The organism is Treponema sp. OMZ 906 (assembly GCF_024181185.1).
Taxonomy (GTDB): domain Bacteria; phylum Spirochaetota; class Spirochaetia; order Treponematales; family Treponemataceae; genus Treponema.
Genome location: NZ_CP051196.1, coordinates 2,726,063 through 2,742,958 on the forward strand (window position 1 = coordinate 2,726,063; position 16,896 = coordinate 2,742,958).

The following is a 16,896-nucleotide window of genomic DNA, read 5'->3' on the forward strand; positions in this document are numbered from 1 at the left end:
GTGTGTTCCTCTTCTCGTTATTCCGTGATAAGCGCTGTTGAAAGCGCAGCATTTGTGTCAGTTCTTGTATTATTTTGTCGTGCTAATTGATAGAGTTCTCTAATGGCTACGGTATTGTCGTAAAAACCATTATCGAATAATGAGGGTGATTGAAAATTCGTTTTTAATACTTTTTTTGCTAATGTCGAATTATGATGCATAAGCGCCTCTGAAATTACATCGAGCATAGTGCGCAATTCAGTGGAGTTAATGCTTGTGTATAATCCTTGGATTTTACTTCGTGCTTGCGTTATCTCTTTATTCTGTTTGCTTTTTCTTTCTCTAATAATCAATGCTGCATTTTGTTTATCTTTTTCATAGCATTCCATAATTGCTTCCTGGAGATCCTTTAGTGTGTCTCTATTTATATTGGTCTGTGCGGTATCAAATTGTATAAGCGGTTTTAATGCCTCAAAAAACTCCAGTTGACTCACTTGTTTTATTGCTTCATTTTTAGAAGCAAGATACAAGAAAGATTGTGTAGTAGTTTTCCGGTCAGTATGCCCATGTACAGCAGAAAAAGAACCGTGTTCTCCTGCTTTTATGGAAGAAATAGCGAGATCGTTTATGGCTTTTAGCCGAGTGTATTCTTCCGGTTGCTCTTTTTGGAATACTTGCAATTCTGCAATAAACGGCATGATTGGAGATTCTTCATCATCAGCTGTTTCGTATATTACCGGATCAAAATGTCTTACTTCTTCTTTTGTTGAATAAATTTGAGCATCTTCCCCGAATAATTCATGAAATGCTTGCAATTTTATATATGTTCTATTTTTAATATTGATTTGTGCATCGCCTAATGTAGAAGGATAAAAATTATAATTCCATATCGTTTTTGCGTCAGTACCGATACGGTTAATTCGTCCAAGCCGTTGCATAAGACGCGTCGCATTCCACGGAGAATCATAATTGAGAATTGAATTCGCACGGTGCAGGTTTACACCTTCTGAAAGGACATCGGTTGTAATAAGTATCTGGTAGTCGTCGCGTTTTTCTCCTTTGTAATTTGCATCAAAATTTGCAGCAATAACATCTTTCATAACCTCACGATTCGCCGCAGTAATTGAAAGGACATTACACTGTGGTATCGGCATTTCGTCTAATTTTTGAACCAATGCGCTTTGTGTTGCAATACATTCGGTAAAAATAATTAACTTTCGGTTTTTATTTCTGCTTTTTTTTAGAAACTGATTTGCGGTTTCATAAATAAACGTACTCATTTTAGGATCAGAGGTTTGGATATCCCACTGTGCACATAACTTTTTGATAAGAAATAAATCATTACGCAACAAGGTAATATAGCTTTCATCAAAATCATCCCTTTTATATTCTCGATTGCTGCCTGTGTCATCATGCCCGGAATATTTTTTGTTTGCTTTTTTTGCTTTATCTGCAAGCATATCAAGACACTGTTCAAATTCATCATTGCTTTTAATAGCATTATTGCCGAGTTCTTTATTCACATCTAAATCGGGACAAATAAAAATACGATTTACTTCCCACATCTTAATCATGTTTTCCGTGTAACGGGAGAGGTTATGGAGTGATTCTTTAAAGGCCGCTTGGCTGCTTTCAAGGCGTTTAACAAGTAACATTTCCATCAGCTGAGCTAATCGTTCTGCCGTATTACTTACCGTTAAATTTTTTACTTCGTATAACACACGATGTTTTTCGTTTTTCAGAAATTCAATTGCTCTGTAACGGTAATAACCGAGCCCGTCTTTTCCTGCTTCGGTACCGAGCGAAAGGATTTGATTTCCCGATTCGTCTGTATCGATACAGCTGACTTGTGGGGCAATAATATTTATCGTACTATTAAAAAGATTTCCCAGTTCGCCTTTCATTTCATAAGGAATAGCGATCGGTTTATTTATTTTAGGGAACGTTAAATTTTGGGTATTCATGTCATCCTGATAATATTTTTCAATGTCCGTTCTTGTTCGTCTGATTATCAGCGGTTCAACAATATGTTTGCGTATATCTCCATTATCTGCGATAAGATTTTGTTTATCCTGATTTAATTCATCCGGTGTCTTCTGAATTTTTATCCCATTCACAAGTTTATACCGTTGAATATATTGCTTGTAACGGTCTTGCTTTTCCTTAAAGTAGCGCTCAAGATCATTTCCGAATCCGCCGAGGTTACACAGGGTTGCATTTTTATGTTCGCGCTGGAACAAATAAATCTGATTCCGTAAATCATACGGAGCATTATTTTGCGGAGTCGCCGAAAGAAGCATTACATAAGGTTGAGGCTGTATGCTTCCTATTAAGTCATCAAGTTTTTGGTACATGAGAGTATTGTTGTTCCTAAAGCGATGACTTTCATCAACGACAATCATGCCGTATTGTTGTTTTTTAAATACTAAATCAAAATCATTTCCATCAACATAGCCATCGCTTTCGCCGCCGTCATCAAGGCGCCCGATTGTAGTAAGATTGATAAGCGGTTTGATTTTTTTACCGGGTAATTCATTTTTATCAAAATAGTTGATCGAATCAATCCAGCTCTGATAAATGGCAGGAGGAGTGATAATTAACACCGGATGCGTAAAGTTCGTTTCTAAAAGATGCCGCTTTACAATCATCAATGCAGTAAATGTTTTTCCAAGCCCGACAACATCGGCAAGGATAAACCCGTGATGCCGCTTCATAATTGAAAAGCCTTGGTTCACTGCGTGATTTTGATAGATAAGCTGTTTGAAGTCTTCGTCATGGGGTATATACGCATCGGGGGAGATTTTACCGTCGCCGTTTATTACTTCATCAAATTGATCAATCAAAAACTTTATATAGGTTTGATAGGGAGAAAGTACGGTATACGGCGGTTCATGTTGAAGTTTAGTTGTATCTCCCATTTTTTCAGTTTCTATCCCTATCTCCGATTTCTTTAAGACCTCCTCCAAAAACGCTCGTGTCCAATCGGATGCTAATGCCCATTTTTCATTGAACCATGTAGTATGCCCTTTTGAAAGATTTATCCCGTCCGGCTTTGCTGAAATTATTTGTGTATGTGTTTCAAGGTAATTCAGTTCGGAATTTTCTTGTAAGCCTTTTTGAGTAAAATTGCTGCTGCCGATAATCCCGTATGCACTGCCAGTTCCGTACAAAATATAACACTTGGAATGGAAAAACTGTCGCTTATCATCCTCGCTTACACCGCGAAAAATGCGTATCTCTATTTTCGGGTCATTGAGGCCTTCATGCTGTTCTTTGCAAAAATCCAGTAAAAGCTGTACAGCGGGGCTGTATTCGGATTTTACCTTTAAATCGGCAAGATCGGTTTTGATAAAATCCTGCGGATAGTCGGCATCCTTATATTTGACATCGGCGCTGTACTGTGCAAAAAGATACGGATCTTTCCCGATAAGAATCCGCACACGCGTATCTGCCGACCGCTCTAAGAATGCGCGAAGTTCTGCCGCAATCAGCTGTGTTCCCGGAATGTCCCAGTACCCTGTTGCAATGTCGATATGGGTAATGCCGGGTATGGTGATGAGTTTTTTAAGCGTATCAACAAGTTTTAAGTTTTCGGAATTATCAATCAATGTACTGTGCATGGGTATAACCCTCTTCCTCGAACAAAAGTATACCATAAATTTACCCTATAAGAAAATTTTTCACACTTTTTCAAAAATATTTCCCTTTTCCTCAAAATCCTTAGCCAAAAAGCTGTGCGTGTCGCATATAAAGATTAGTTTACAGATACCTAGGAGGTTAAACGATGAAAAAACTCTTTTTTCTTGTATCAATTATCTGCGCGTTGTGCGGAGCAGGGTGTGCAGGTTTTTCCAAGCAGCCGATTTTTACCGAGATTATCGGAGAAGAAGCCGAACCTGTCAAAATAGTCAAAACCGCACGGATGGAAAACAATGCCGTGCAGATGTTCTTTTCCGGTACGGCGGAATTTCTTTCGGCGGAAATTTTTATACCCGAAACGGGCGAAACGCAGGTGTGCAGTGTCGAACCTATGGATATCCCCGACGGCTTTACCGATTCCGAAGGACAATCCGGTAAGGTAGATACCTACACCGCCTTTGCGCTTACTCCAACAGCCCCGATCGGAATCGGCGCTCCTTTTGTACTGCGCGGTTCCGTATCGGATACAAAGCACAGCGTTCTCGATTTTGCGCTGCCGTTTGAGGGAGCCAATACGCGCCCTGCAAAACTGCGGATAACCGAAATTCGCCCGTTGTACAGCAGTAAACCGAAAAGCGAATTTATTGAGTTCATCGTAATGGAAAGCGGGAACCTTTCCGGTATCACTATCACGAATGTCGGGGATAAGCAAAACCCGCATTATCACTTTCCCGCCGCAGAAGTTTCCGCAGGAGAGACCATCGTATACCACTGGCGTTCCGTCGAAGAAGGTATCCGCGATGAACTTACCGCTAAAATTATTTCAGGCGGAACGCAATCATGCCCTGCTGCACGTGATTTTTGGGGACCGTATACGAGCATTCCCAAACGGAACGCCAATGTGATTCTGATAAAAACCGGAACTGACGGTGATATTCAAGATGCCATTCTCTACTGTACCGAAAAAGAATTTGCCAAGCGAGGCGCAGCTCCTGCATGGAACGATGAAGAACTGGTACAAGCAGCGGAAGCAGCCGTTGCAAGCGGCGTATGGCGAGGCGGCGCTGTCTTAAAGTCAGCCGTTATCGCGCCGATAACCGCCTCAAAATCGTTAGTACGCGATGCAAAGTCCGGCGTCAATAAAGCCGAAAGCTGGACACTCCGCGATTCAAAAAAGGTTACAATGGGGAAACCGTATTAACGCACCAAAGATATAGAAACTTCAATACAATTGTTTACAAAGGAGTTATACGTTAAATTTGAAGAACATAATATCCCCATCTTGAACGACGTATTCCTTACCTTCTTGGCGATAGCGGCCGGCTTCTTTGATTTTTTGTTCCGAACCGTATTTCAAGAAGTCTTCAAAACTGTAGACTTCCGCCTTGATAAAGCCTCGTTCAAAGTCGCTGTGGATAACACCGGCTGCTTTGGGGGCGGTATCTCCTGCGTGGATAGTCCATGCGCGGCATTCGTCTTTTCCGGCGGTAAAGAAGGTGCGCAGCCCGATTAAATGATATGCTGCATGGGCAAGAACCGATAAGCCTGAAACCTTGAGCCCGATCTCTTCCAAAAAGGCGGCTCGTTCTTCTGCATCGTCGATATCGGCAAGCTCTGCTTCAAACTTTCCGCAGATAACGACGGTTTCAGCTCCTTCTTGTGCGGCGATTTTTTTAACCGTTTCGATGTAAGCATTCCCATTTTTTATTCCGTCTTCATCGACATTGCAAACATACAGTTGAGGCTTCATCGTAATCAGATGTGTGTCGTACATCACAGCTTGCTCTTCATCTGTTAGATCGGCATTACGTGCACCCTTTCCGTCCTGCAGTAACGGCTTGATTTTCGCAATAGCGCTCATCGCAATCGCCGCTTCTTTCTGCATATCTTTACCCATACGGGTTGCTTTCTCCGCTCGTTCTGCTCGTTTTTCCAGCGATGCAAGATCGGCAAGCGCGAGCTCGATATTGATGGTTTCGATATCCGATGCGGGATCAATTTTATTGTTTACGTGAACGATGTCGGGATCGTCAAAGCAGCGTACGACATGTGCGATAACGCCTACCTCGCGAATATGAGAAAGAAACTGGTTGCCGAGTCCTTCGCCTTTTGAAGCACCCTTTACAAGTCCTGCAATATCGACAAACTCAACTGTTGCCGGAACAGTCTTTTTCGGTTCAAAAAATTTTGACAGTTTTGTGAGCCGTTCGTCAGGGAGATCGACGATACCGACATTGGGATTAATAGTGCAGAACGGATAGTTTGCCGCCTCTGCCGGTGCCCGGGTCAATGCAGAAAAGATGGTGGATTTACCGACATTCGGCAGCCCGACAATACCACAGTTTATAGCCATAGGAGAACCCCTTTAATCAATCATGTTCAATTAAATAGAAAGATAGTTAAACCTTCCTTAAAATTCAACAGCCGAACAAAATATCAATTTTGGAGACTGTTGAATTCGTGCGCGCAACGCGCATACGTCAATAATCGACGTTTGTGTAAGCAAACTCGACGTGTTTTTAAGCGATACCATTTGTACCGCTTAAAATAAACCATCCTTAAACTGAAACAGTTCCAATTCTCTTTTATTGGATTGTATACCGAAGCGCCCGAAAAGTCAAAGGAACCATCGTCTTGCAGATTGATATCAGTTGAATATACTGAATATACGATGATTCATAATCCGGTATTTTTTCATGTTGATTTGGATGCTTTTTTTGCCTCAGTAGAACAGCTCGACAATCCGGCATATCGCGGAAAGCCGGTTATTGTCGGCGGGCTTGGTAAGCGAGGTGTTGTCTCGACGGCTTCGTATGAGGCGCGAAAGTTCGGTGTGCATTCCGCGATGCCGATGGCCCGCGCACGAGCCCTGTGTCCGAATGGTATCTTTATAAAAACACGAATGCAGCGATATTATGAAAAATCGAAAGAGATTATGACGATTTTTAAAAACTTCAGTCCCGATATACAGCAGCTGTCCGTCGATGAAGCGTTTCTGGACATGAGCGGTACGGAAAAAATATTCGGCGATACTGCAACGGCTGCCCGGCTTTTAAAGAACTCTGTCTTTGCGCAAACAGGTTTGCGGGTTTCCGTAGGGGCGGCTTCTAATAAATACATTGCGAAGATCGCTTCGGGGCAATCGAAACCGGACGGTTTATTGGTTGTGCCGCCGGGCGAAGAAGCTCAGTTTATGCAGTCGCTGCGTTTAAGCGATGTATGGGGTATCGGCAGTAAAACACGGACGCGGCTTGCCGAATCCGGACTGACGACTATTGCCGAGATTCTCAAGCAACAGGAATCTGTTTTGCAGCTGATTATCGGGAATGCTGCGGGTACGTTTCTGTATCAAGCAGTTCGCGGAGATATGGCGCATGTTTTTAACGAAGAGCACAAAAGCCATTCCATCAGTACGGAACGTACATTTGAAACCGATCTGCATGAAAGAGATGAAATCTCCGATGTGCTGTTCCTGCTGAGCGCGGAGCTGATGTGCCGTATCCTTGATGAACGCATCCAAAGCCGTACTGTGCATATTAAAATACGGTATGCAGATTTTACCACCGTCTCGGCGCAGCAGAGCGGAGCATTGATTAACGATTCTGCGGATTTATACGGACGGGTTCAGAAGCTATTCTTTTCCCGATTCGATCCGGCGCTGTCCGTCCGGCTCATCGGGATTGGGGTAGACATCGGCAGCGACAACAACCAACTGGAGCTTTTTGCTTCCGAAAAGGCGGCAAAAAAGCGTAAACTTGAAGAGGCGGTTTTGGATATTTCAAAGAAAAATAAAGACGTCAAAATTGTGCAAGCACGATTGCTCCCGCCGGTGGAGTAGACAGATAGTATTATTTTCTCTCTAAATCCTCCACACACTCGGCAACACATATACCATAACATCGGACATGGGGACAGGCAGTTCAAAACGAATAATGGCAGTACCGCATCGAGCAATAACGAATCAAACTTTCGTTAATATTCTCCGGGATGGATGATCACAGAAAATAGCTCTTTACCGTTTTTATCTGTATAGATGTAAATCAATGTAACCTTATCTTTTCTTATTTGATAGATCATCTGATTTGTTTTTAGCTTTTCCTTTAACATACCTTCGGCTGTTTTCTCCACTATTGCCCAAGTCTGTTTATCCATGTCTTCATATACACCGCCAGAAAAGAGATAGGTATAGGCAAGTGCATGCTGATCTTCCTTGTATTCAAGCTTTGTTAGAGTAGTCGCTTCATCAACCTCTATGGGGCATTGCTTTGTTACCCCTTCCGCCATAGCGTGATATATCCTGGCATTCTTATGTGTGTCTTCAGAAGCTGCATGAGGTTCCTTTTTAGATGCACTGCCCATTGTCTGGCAAGAGAAGAGGCAAACTAAACACGCAGTTACGAGGAATCCTAATGCGATTCGTTTCGCATTTCTAAGTAATTTCATATATAATCTCCCCTATAAAGGATTTCAACATTTCCGCCGCCCTCTATCATGGGGAAAAATGTACCACAGTTTCCTGTTTATGAAAAGATAAGGAGATTTTTTAGGGAGGTGGATAATATTGAGAATTTCCATATTTTTTGTACAATAAGTCTAATCAAATGTATAAAAAAAGAACCATGTAATGCGAAAATGCAGCTTAATACAATGTTGAACGGTACCCACACATAGGCTGCATAAAAAAAGCCCTCTGCATAATGACTATACAGAGAGCTTTTTAGTTAGTTTCCGATGCCTCGGTCAATCTTAATTCCGATTGATCGGGAACCCCTTAGTTTGATTTTATGGCAATCTGCCGACGGGGAGCAAGCTCCTTACGCGGTATGGTGACGGTCAACACACCGTTTTTAAAGGACGCTTCAACCTTATCTTGATCAATATCCTCAGGTAGCGTAAACCGTCTGACAAAGTGCCGCTGTGTGCGTTCGCGGATCAGGAATTGTTCGCCATTCGGTTTTTCTTCCTTCTCTTTTGTTTCTTCGTGGTTGGAAGCAACAGTCAAAACACGTTCTTTTAAGTGAATGGTAACGTCCTTCTCCGTATAACCGGGAAGATCGATATCCATAATATAGGCGCCGCTTGTTTCGCGCACATCAACAGTCGGATAGCTTGCATTTGCCAACGGACTGAAAACGCCGAAATGAGGGCTGTCGTGATTTAATGAGTCAAGAACAGAGTCCGCAAATAAGGGATTAAAAATGCTTAATGAGTTCATAGTTTTCCTCCAAAAGGCTTACAAGTTAGGGTTTTTAGAAAACCCTCGAAGTTTTTCAACTTCAGTAATTATATAGCAACAAGCGTGCCAAGTTATACAATATACCTAATAAGAGAATCGGATGAAAAAAGGCTGTTTTGACCGAATAATTCCGCTTATACGGCTTTTTTATAACTTAAAGTGAGCGTTTATCGGCGTTTTTTAAATAGCTTCAATGGCAAAATCCGACTGTGTAAGGTGTTTACGTCCCGTTTACCGGTATGATGTGTCATTTTATATACCATATTGAGTCAATTTTTCCAACACAAAGCAAAATATGTGTCATTATGAAACATATTTTGCTTTTATCATAACTATTACTATTTTTTCTATTTAAAAATCGGGAAATCGGTTATACTATCTTTTATTCAATTATTGACAGATAAAAACGATATGTTTACAGTGATATTCTTTACAGCAAAAAAAAGCTGTACGAATATCCCATAGACGCATCCGGAGGCGGACATGAACGTAACCGATTATATGAGTGAAAGCGACTGGAAAAAGCTGGTGCAATTTTCCGAAAAACTCGAAACTCCCTGTGTTGTTATCAATTTGGATCGCATTAAAAAAAATTACCTTGAATTAAAAAAGTTATTTTCCCCCGCAGATATTTACTATGCAGTGAAAGCAAATCCCCATGAAGAAATTTTAAAGCTCCTAATCGATTTAGGAGCCAATTTCGATATCGCCTCACGCTACGAGCTTAATAAAATCCTCGCTTTGGGAATCACTCCGGATCGTCTCAGCTATGGGAATACGATTAAAAAAGCAAAAGACATTGCCTATTTTTATGAAAAAGGTATCCGGCTGTTCGTTACCGACAGTAAAGAAGATTTAAAAAATATTGCAAAATATGCTCCTCAATCGCATATCTATGTCCGCATCTTGGTTGAAAACACCAATAGTGCCGACTGGCCGCTTTCCCGTAAGTTCGGCTGCCACCCCGATATGGCGTATGATCTCTGCATTTTGGCGAAAGAACTCGGCCTTATTCCTTACGGGATTTCATTCCATGTCGGCAGTCAGCAACGGGATATCGGACAATGGGACGATGCTATTGCAAAAACAAAGTATCTGATGAGTTCTCTTGAAGAAGAAGAAGATATCGAGCTCAAGATGATCAATATGGGAGGCGGTTTTCCTGCCCCGTATGTGGTGCCGACCAATGAACTTTCGGAATACGCAAGTGAAATTAACCGCTATCTTGACGACGATTTCGGCGATGAGCGGCCGCGTATTATCCTTGAACCGGGAAGATCTATGGTGGGCGATGCAGGAGTTCTCGTTACTGAGGTTATTACTGTTTCAAGGAAAAACAATACCGCTTTGCAGCGCTGGGTTTATGTCGACGCCGGTGTGTTTAACGGATTAGTGGAAACGCTGAACGAGAGCATCAAATATCCTATCGTTACCTCGAAGGATTCTAATTGCAGCAAGCGCGGGGAGGTTATTCTCGCTGGGCCAACTTGCGACAGCATGGATATTATGTATGAAAAATATAAATACCAGCTTCCGATCAATCTAAAACCGGGCGATAGGGTATACTTTCTTAGCGCCGGTGCGTATACGGCGACTTATGCATCTGTAGAATTTAACGGCTTTCCACCGCTTAAAACCTATATTATAAAATAAAAAAACGGCACAAAGATAACATCTTTGTGCCGTTCATTACCGTATCTTACGGTTATTTCGCGAACCGTTCGCCGAATTCCTTGCACTTTTTCTGTGCTTCTTCATCGGGATCGTCATAGGCAATGAGGCCTTCTTCAAACACATCGGCTCCGTCTCGCTTTGCGCGTTCTACCCATGTCTGCATCCATTCACCGTCTGCCCATTCGTAAGAACCGAACAGTGCAATTTTGCGACCTGAAAGTTTATTTTCGATAGAAGCAAAGAACGGTTCAAATTCATCCGGTTCAAGTTCCTCAGAACCCATCGCAGGGCAGCCAAAAGCGATTTTGTCATAGCTATCCAATTTATCCGCACTGAACTGCGAAACAGGGAATAATTCAGCCTGTGCTCCGCCGGCTTTCAGTCCATCCATAATACAATGAGCCATTTTTTCGGTATGACCGGTTCCGCTCCAAAATACTACTGCAACTTTTGCCATAGCAAACTCCTTATAAAGTGTGATGAGAATAATAGAAGTATTATTCTGTCATTAAGCGGCACAAACAATCTCAAAGATCGTCATGCCGCTTTTTATCTGTAAAGCAAAACGCTCTTTACATTCCGTATACTGATGGAATACTTGTAATGCCTGTTCGGGATTGCTGTATACTTTCCAATACCCGCAAAACAGACAATTTTGTCCGCCCGTTTTTACATACTGCATTACATCGTCGGCAGGATACCCTAAAAAAAGTCCGATCTCGTGCGGAAAGCTTTTTTCTTGCTCTCTGCTCCGTGTTCCTATAAAATCAGACATCCGCTCTTTTAACCGCATGATAATTGCATCGAGCCCATATTCCGGCAGATACCCGAAATATCGTAGCGCCACTGCCACTTGAGGCTGAAAACAAAGGCAAGTAAGCAAATCCTTCCGATATACTAATACTTGGGTGCGATTTTCGCATACGCAAAGCGGCGTAAAATATATCCCTTGCTCATTCAACATTTCATTATAAGTATCGCACCATTGGATATCGGTACTTGGAAACGACACAAGGTTCGCCGGTTTAATTCCTGCCAGACAGGGAGCCGCATGACGGGCAAGGGCTGCTTCAACGTAAGCGTGCGGTAACATGTTTCTATTATGAGCATAGAACTTGAAAAATGTCAACTGCGAATAACTGGAATTTTCGGGCAAATGCATCAGGCCGTTTTTTTAACAGTCTCCTGATTTTGCGATTTATATTTATCCGTCTGATGTGTTCGCCCTATATACTTAAATATTATACTTGACAATATATTATATTATAAATAGTATTATAACGTTTAAAGAAACACCACGGGCAACATTAAAAACGGATTGTTGATCTTAGTTAAAGATAAAAGTAGGAGCGAAAGATGAAAGAAAAATTAGCTCAATATCGTGCATTAATCGAAAGCGAAACCGATGTTATTGCGGTAATGGCAAATACCAGCGCGTTTATCATGGAAAATATTTCCGGCTTAAATTGGGCAGGTTTTTATCAAATGAAAGGTGATGAATTGGTACTGGGGCCATTTCAAGGCCGACCTGCTTGCTATCGAATTGGTTATGGAAAAGGTGTTTGCGGACATTGTGCGGTCAGTCGAAAAACGATCATGGTACCCGATGTACACGCTTTTCCCGGGCACATTGCCTGCGATGCGGCAAGTAAAAGTGAACTGGTTGTACCGATTATTCACAACGGTATTTTATTCGGTGTAATTGATCTCGATGCTCCCGAATACGATCATTTTACCGATACCGACAAGCACTTTATCGAGGCTATCGCCGAGATATTTTCCCAAAAATTGTAGAAGGGGACTTCTAAGAGTCTCGTTTTTTTACGTGCTCAAAATAGTCTGCAAGGAGTAATTCACCTTTATGAAAAAGATTGCTTGTATAACGGTATGGTTATCCGCGGCTTTTGTTCTTTTTGCTCAAACGGAAACAGGGGTGGCTCAAGATTCGGTATACCAAAAACTCTTACAGTACCGTGTTGAACATGACAGCAATTACCGGCAGCTGCAAATGCAGGCGGATATTGCAGCCAACAAAGCAGAAAAAGCAAAAACCGAATCGTTAGTAACAATGGAAGTCGGCAGCGGCAATACGCAGCTTGTTCTTAACACCGATGCAGACAAACGAGGGGTTACAACTGCACCGTATGCAAATATCGCATTACCTTCGTACAATAACACGGGCATAAAACTCAGTGTGCCGTATAGTAAAGTAGGGCAGCGGCAAGAAACCGGCGCCGAGGTTTCTGTGTCTACCGATATCTATTCCAAAAATGCAGAAGCGAAAAAATATACGCTTAACCTTGCGCAATCCGCGGCAGATCAAGCGCGGCGGGCAAAAGAAGAAGGTTTGGCGCTTGCCGAAAAACAGTTTTTGCAGGATATCCAGCGGCTTTTGGACGATTATACAACACTCCTTGATAAAGAACTGAGCGAAGTAAAAGCTGAGATTCAATATAATCAAACAAAGGCACAAGGCTATGCCGACAGTTCTACAAAAATGCGTACGGCCAATTTAGAGCTGCTGGGTGCAAAACGGGAACATCAGAATGCGGATTTTAACTTTTCGGCGTCATACCATGTTTTTGCAGAAAGCTGCGGTCTTACAACCGATGAAAAACCTCAAATGTTTTTAACGTCGCTATGGGATTCCATCCCCATACAAAAGGCCGCGGATATTGAACAGTATCCTCAAGCTGCTTATAAAAAACTTGTTGAAGCGGAGCAACAGCATACGCAAAATGCAGCGAAACGGGATATTGAACTGTCTCCGTTTTCCATCGGTGCAGATGCCGGTTATAAATTGCGTAATACGAAAATCGGCAATGCCTCCGCAAAAAATGAGCATTCCGTCTTAGGCGGATTGAGTGTGCAATTCCCCGGCGGAAAGGCGTATACCGGTGTTGAAGTTCCGCTTGCGGATCCTAAAAGTACAGCGCTTAAACTTTCGTTTAGTTGGAATCCTTTTTCAATTCAGTATCGGAAACTCGATAAAAAAAATGCCGAACTTGAAGATGCGATTGAACGGCTTAAAATTGAAGATGCAAAGGAACAGTATCAAAAACAGCTCCATACCAATAAAACAGCGAAGGAGCAGATGATATGGCAGCAAACGGCGACAGCGGATGAATTAAGCATCTATAAGCAAAACGCCGATGACCATGCCCAATGGTACCGCAACGGTGTTATCAGCAAGGTGGAAAGCCTGCAAGCAGAACTTGAGTATAAAAAAGCGGAAGTCCGCTATGCAAAGGCTAAAACAGCCGTTATGATTTTCAATATCGATACGGCGCTGCTGTTTGAAAAGCGGTAACTAAACTACTAATTTGGAGGACACGATGAGTATCAATAAACAGCCGCTGACAGCACGGCAGCGGAAATCGAAGAAAACGAGAATTATTGTTATTGTATGCATAGCGGCGTTGGTAGGCAGCTGGTATATTTTTATGAAGCCTAAAAGCACAAAAACAGGTGATTTGCCACCTTTGACGGTAAAAAAGGAAATCGAACACAATCAAATTGAGGTGTCCGGTTATATCGAAGCGGCACAAACGCAGGTTTTGGAGGCACCCGGCGAGGGGTTTATCGAACAGGTGCTGGTAAAAGAAGGCGACAGAGTAAAAAAAGGCGCACTCTTGTTTGCGCTTGATACCGACAAACAGAGTTATGCTGTTGCAGAACATGCTTTTGCGATAAAACGGGAGCAAATTAATGGAGCCTCGCAAAAGCTGAGCTTGATGGAGCAAGAACAGCGGCTTTTGGAAAAACAGCTCGCCGACCGTAAGGTGTATGCCAAATTTGACGGCATCGTTGCTGCCTTAAAAATTACGCAGGGGCAATACGCCAAGGCAAAAGATACCTTCGGCACACTGATTGACCGCAGTTTTCTTAAAGCCACGGTCGAAATTGCCGAAAGCGATGCGTCTCGCCTTGCAGTCGGACAAAAAGTTGATATGACATTTCCCGCCGAACCGGATATTAAAGTGCAGGCGGAGGTTATTTCTTATCCGGCAATCGCACGCCTAACCAGCCTTGGGCGGACGGTTGTCGATACGCTGATCCGGCTGGATAATCCGCCGGAGAAAATTCTTCCCGGTTATTCTTTTAATGGAATCATCGTAACGGGCGCCGACTCCGAAGCGCTTATAGTAGAGCAAGACGCCATCCGTTATGTGGAAGGGAAGCCGTTTGTCGATAAAGTTGTTGGCAATACCACACAGGAAATTGCAGTAACCGTCGAACCGTATATTAAAGGCTTTGTGAAGATTCTCTCCGGCGTGCAAGAAAACGATGTGTTGAAAAATCAAGCAAAACTGAACAACGATAGAGATTTCTAGGAGACGTGTAGTGAAAACAGGGATGATTGTCTCCCTTGATTCAGTGGTAAAAACCTTTTTTATGGGAGAAAACGAAGTACATGCCTTGCGCAGCGTCTCGTTCGATATACCGGAAGGGAGCTTTGTTTCGCTTATGGGGCCATCCGGTTCAGGTAAAACGACGTGTATGAATATGATCGGCTGCCTTGACCGCCCGACGGCAGGCGCCATCTATGTTGACGGAGAAAACACTGCCGAAATGAGCGAAAAAGATTTGGCGTTTTTGCGGAATAGAACGATTGGGTTTGTCTTTCAGCAGTATTTTCTTCTGCCCACGCTTACCATTCTCGAAAACGTGATGCTGCCGCTTCGGTATCAGGGGCTGCCTGCCTCTGAACGGAAGAAACTTGCTGCCGAAGAGCTGGACAAAGTGGGTTTAAGCAACCGCCTCAAACACCGTCCGAGCGAGCTGTCGGGCGGACAAAAACAGCGTGTCGCCATTGCCCGCGCCCTTGTAACCCGTCCTAAACTGATTCTTGCCGACGAGCCGACCGGAGCGCTCGATTCCGAAACGGGTCAGTCCGTACTCGATCTTTTTTTTGACATAAACCGGCAAGGTACGGCGGTCATTATTGTTACCCATGATCCTGACATCGGTGCAATGGCGCCGCGCTCCATTCACCTTAAAGACGGAAAAATCATCTCCGACACGGCGGGCATACCGGATATGGAAGCACGTGCGGCGAATACGGGAACGTATACATCGGACACTACGGACGGCGCCCATGTTTGAAGACATCCTTTCAGCATTGCAGAACTTCCGGCACAATAAGATGCGCACGCTCCTTTCGCTTTTAGGGATTATGATTGGTGTATGCTCGGTTGTTATTACGATGAATTTAAGCCGTTCGCTGGAGGCAAGCGTTGCTTTGGTGTTTAAGGATTTCAGCAGTTCGATAGTAGCCGTGTGGCCTTCGTCGTGGCGGAATTCTGCGATTACTTTTAACGACCGCTATGCTGATATGCTGAAAAAAAAGATACCGCAGATAAAACGCGTTTTTTGGTTTGATTCGTTTAATGCCGCGGTCATGCGCGGCCGCCTGAACGCCGGCACGAAGGAATGTTTCGGTGTAGAATACGGGTACATGGAAGCACAGAAATGGCATCTTGAATACGGCACAGGGTTTACCGCTTCGGATTTTATGAGCGGTGCGCAGAAGGTTATTATTGGGGAAGATATTGCCAAAGGCCTATTTCCGGAAGGAAGCGCCGTAGGTAAAACGCTGACGCTGTCGGTAGACAATGGGAATGATGCGCCGCTCCTTTTTACGTGTACGGTTATCGGCGTGCTTAAAACAAAACAGACGACGGTAGGGCAGATGCAGCGGTTTGTATTGATACCGCATTCATTTATAAGGCTGCAGTTCGGCCGAAAGGAAGCTGACTCGGTTGATGTTGAATTGTACGACACCGTAATGGATATCGAAGCTGTTGAAGAGGCGATTAAAGCAGCCTCCGACGAATATGCAAACAGTAAAAATACGGTACGGATATGGTCGGCGCAGTCGATGCAAAAACAGGTTCAGAGCAGTCTTGCGATGATTGCCGCCGTGCTGTCCGGTATTGCAGGGCTTTCACTGTTGATAGGCGGTGTCGGTATTATGAATATCATGCTCGTAACGGTTGCGGAGCGGCGGCAGGAAATCGGCATCCGTAAAGCAATCGGCGCTACGACGGGAGCAATCCTTTCGCAGTTCTTGACGGAATCGGCAGCCATCAGCATTGTCGGCGGAGGCATCGGTCTTGCAGCAGGTTTTTTAATCAGCCTTGTTGCCGTTACGCCGATTTTATCTCAGTTTTCAGACGGAAGTGACGTTGTATTATCGTTCAATATGCGGGGAGCGTTGCTGGCGTTTTTAATTTCCGCAGGAGCAGGTATTTTCTTCGGGCTGTACCCTGCATGGCAGGCCGGCAAACTCGACCCCGTCAAGGCGCTGGAAGAAACGTAAACACGGTACTTCCATGTACCGTGTTTACGTCCTGTTTTGCGCTTAT

General features: G+C 43.5%; 14 protein-coding genes. 8 read left to right on the plus strand and 6 right to left on the minus strand.

Features of this window, described 5'->3' with window-relative positions; translation table 11 throughout:
• Positions 1 to 17 precede the first annotated feature (17 nt).
• Entirely contained in the window at positions 18 to 3,599 is a 3,582-nt protein-coding gene (locus E4N69_RS12295; RefSeq protein ID WP_253824013.1) for a helicase-related protein, read from the minus strand.
• A gap of 164 nt (positions 3,600 to 3,763) precedes the next feature.
• Between E4N69_RS12295 and E4N69_RS12300 the strand changes: the two genes are divergently transcribed.
• A complete protein-coding gene (locus E4N69_RS12300; RefSeq protein WP_253824014.1) occupies positions 3,764 to 4,819 on the plus strand; it encodes a lipoprotein TP_1001-related protein in 1,056 nt (351 codons plus the stop codon).
• A gap of 45 nt (positions 4,820 to 4,864) precedes the next feature.
• On the opposite strand, the gene ychF is transcribed toward E4N69_RS12300, so the two are convergent.
• Positions 4,865 to 5,971 (minus strand): redox-regulated ATPase YchF, encoded by a 1,107-nt coding sequence (ychF, locus tag E4N69_RS12305; protein ID WP_162664620.1) that lies wholly within the window; start codon positions 5,969 to 5,971, stop codon positions 4,865 to 4,867.
• A gap of 318 nt (positions 5,972 to 6,289) precedes the next feature.
• On the opposite strand from ychF, the gene dinB reads away from it, so the two are divergent.
• A complete protein-coding gene (gene dinB, locus E4N69_RS12310) occupies positions 6,290 to 7,456 on the plus strand; it encodes a DNA polymerase IV (protein WP_253824902.1) in 1,167 nt (388 codons plus the stop codon).
• Between the two features lie 134 nt (positions 7,457 to 7,590).
• On the opposite strand, the gene E4N69_RS12315 is transcribed toward dinB, so the two are convergent.
• Positions 7,591 to 8,061, minus strand: coding sequence for a hypothetical protein (locus E4N69_RS12315; RefSeq protein ID WP_253714656.1), 471 nt, complete (start codon positions 8,059 to 8,061; stop codon positions 7,591 to 7,593).
• Positions 8,062 to 8,389: 328 nt separating this feature from the next.
• Positions 8,390 to 8,833 (minus strand): Hsp20/alpha crystallin family protein, encoded by a 444-nt coding sequence (locus tag E4N69_RS12320; RefSeq protein ID WP_162664622.1) that lies wholly within the window; start codon positions 8,831 to 8,833, stop codon positions 8,390 to 8,392.
• A gap of 504 nt (positions 8,834 to 9,337) precedes the next feature.
• On the opposite strand from E4N69_RS12320, the gene E4N69_RS12325 reads away from it, so the two are divergent.
• A complete protein-coding gene (locus E4N69_RS12325) occupies positions 9,338 to 10,507 on the plus strand; it encodes a type III PLP-dependent enzyme (RefSeq protein WP_162664623.1) in 1,170 nt (389 codons plus the stop codon).
• Between the two features lie 52 nt (positions 10,508 to 10,559).
• Here the strand turns inward: E4N69_RS12325 and E4N69_RS12330 are convergent, their stop codons facing one another.
• Together E4N69_RS12330 and E4N69_RS12335 are read right to left on the minus strand one after the other, a co-directional pair.
• The gene (locus tag E4N69_RS12330) at positions 10,560 to 10,985 is read right to left on the minus strand and encodes a flavodoxin (protein WP_162664624.1); all 426 of its coding nucleotides are present in this window, start codon (positions 10,983 to 10,985) and stop codon (positions 10,560 to 10,562) included.
• Positions 10,986 to 11,036: 51 nt separating this feature from the next.
• The gene (locus E4N69_RS12335; RefSeq protein WP_253824015.1) at positions 11,037 to 11,621 is read right to left on the minus strand and encodes a DUF3793 family protein; all 585 of its coding nucleotides are present in this window, start codon (positions 11,619 to 11,621) and stop codon (positions 11,037 to 11,039) included.
• Between the two features lie 263 nt (positions 11,622 to 11,884).
• Here E4N69_RS12335 and E4N69_RS12340 point away from each other — a divergent pair, with 263 nt between their 5' ends.
• From E4N69_RS12340 to E4N69_RS12360, 5 genes are all read left to right on the plus strand, one after another.
• Entirely contained in the window at positions 11,885 to 12,322 is a 438-nt protein-coding gene (locus E4N69_RS12340) for a GAF domain-containing protein (protein ID WP_253824016.1), read from the plus strand.
• 67 nt (positions 12,323 to 12,389) lie between these two features.
• Positions 12,390 to 13,838 carry a TolC family protein gene (locus tag E4N69_RS12345; RefSeq protein ID WP_253824017.1) on the plus strand — a complete coding sequence of 483 codons (1,449 nt, stop codon included), beginning with the start codon at positions 12,390 to 12,392 and terminating at the stop codon, positions 13,836 to 13,838.
• 25 nt (positions 13,839 to 13,863) lie between these two features.
• A complete protein-coding gene (locus E4N69_RS12350) occupies positions 13,864 to 14,862 on the plus strand; it encodes an efflux RND transporter periplasmic adaptor subunit (RefSeq protein ID WP_162664628.1) in 999 nt (332 codons plus the stop codon).
• A 22-nt stretch (positions 14,863 to 14,884) separates the two neighbouring features.
• Positions 14,885 to 15,634, plus strand: a complete 750-nt coding sequence (locus tag E4N69_RS12355; protein WP_253824903.1) for an ABC transporter ATP-binding protein — start codon at positions 14,885 to 14,887, stop codon at positions 15,632 to 15,634.
• A complete protein-coding gene (locus E4N69_RS12360; RefSeq protein WP_253714661.1) occupies positions 15,627 to 16,850 on the plus strand; it encodes an ABC transporter permease in 1,224 nt (407 codons plus the stop codon). The genes E4N69_RS12355 and E4N69_RS12360 overlap by 8 nt, the downstream gene beginning before the upstream one ends.
• Positions 16,851 to 16,896: the final 46 nt, after the last annotated feature.

Excerpts from the sequence above, each read along its gene's own strand:
- E4N69_RS12295 (WP_253824013.1), bottom strand. The coding sequence starts at position 3,599 with ATGCACAGTACATTGATTGATAATTCCGAAAACTTAAAACTTGTTGAT.
- E4N69_RS12300 (WP_253824014.1), top strand. The coding sequence starts at position 3,764 with ATGAAAAAACTCTTTTTTCTTGTATCAATTATCTGCGCGTTGTGCGGA.
- ychF (WP_162664620.1), bottom strand. The coding sequence starts at position 5,971 with ATGGCTATAAACTGTGGTATTGTCGGGCTGCCGAATGTCGGTAAATCC.
- dinB (WP_253824902.1), top strand. The coding sequence starts at position 6,290 with ATGATTCATAATCCGGTATTTTTTCATGTTGATTTGGATGCTTTTTTT.
- E4N69_RS12315 (WP_253714656.1), bottom strand. The coding sequence starts at position 8,061 with ATGAAATTACTTAGAAATGCGAAACGAATCGCATTAGGATTCCTCGTA.
- E4N69_RS12320 (WP_162664622.1), bottom strand. The coding sequence starts at position 8,833 with ATGAACTCATTAAGCATTTTTAATCCCTTATTTGCGGACTCTGTTCTT.
- E4N69_RS12325 (WP_162664623.1), top strand. The coding sequence starts at position 9,338 with ATGAACGTAACCGATTATATGAGTGAAAGCGACTGGAAAAAGCTGGTG.
- E4N69_RS12330 (WP_162664624.1), bottom strand. The coding sequence starts at position 10,985 with ATGGCAAAAGTTGCAGTAGTATTTTGGAGCGGAACCGGTCATACCGAA.
- E4N69_RS12335 (WP_253824015.1), bottom strand. The coding sequence starts at position 11,621 with ATGTTACCGCACGCTTACGTTGAAGCAGCCCTTGCCCGTCATGCGGCT.
- E4N69_RS12340 (WP_253824016.1), top strand. The coding sequence starts at position 11,885 with ATGAAAGAAAAATTAGCTCAATATCGTGCATTAATCGAAAGCGAAACC.
- E4N69_RS12345 (WP_253824017.1), top strand. The coding sequence starts at position 12,390 with ATGAAAAAGATTGCTTGTATAACGGTATGGTTATCCGCGGCTTTTGTT.
- E4N69_RS12350 (WP_162664628.1), top strand. The coding sequence starts at position 13,864 with ATGAGTATCAATAAACAGCCGCTGACAGCACGGCAGCGGAAATCGAAG.
- E4N69_RS12355 (WP_253824903.1), top strand. The coding sequence starts at position 14,885 with ATGATTGTCTCCCTTGATTCAGTGGTAAAAACCTTTTTTATGGGAGAA.
- E4N69_RS12360 (WP_253714661.1), top strand. The coding sequence starts at position 15,627 with ATGTTTGAAGACATCCTTTCAGCATTGCAGAACTTCCGGCACAATAAG.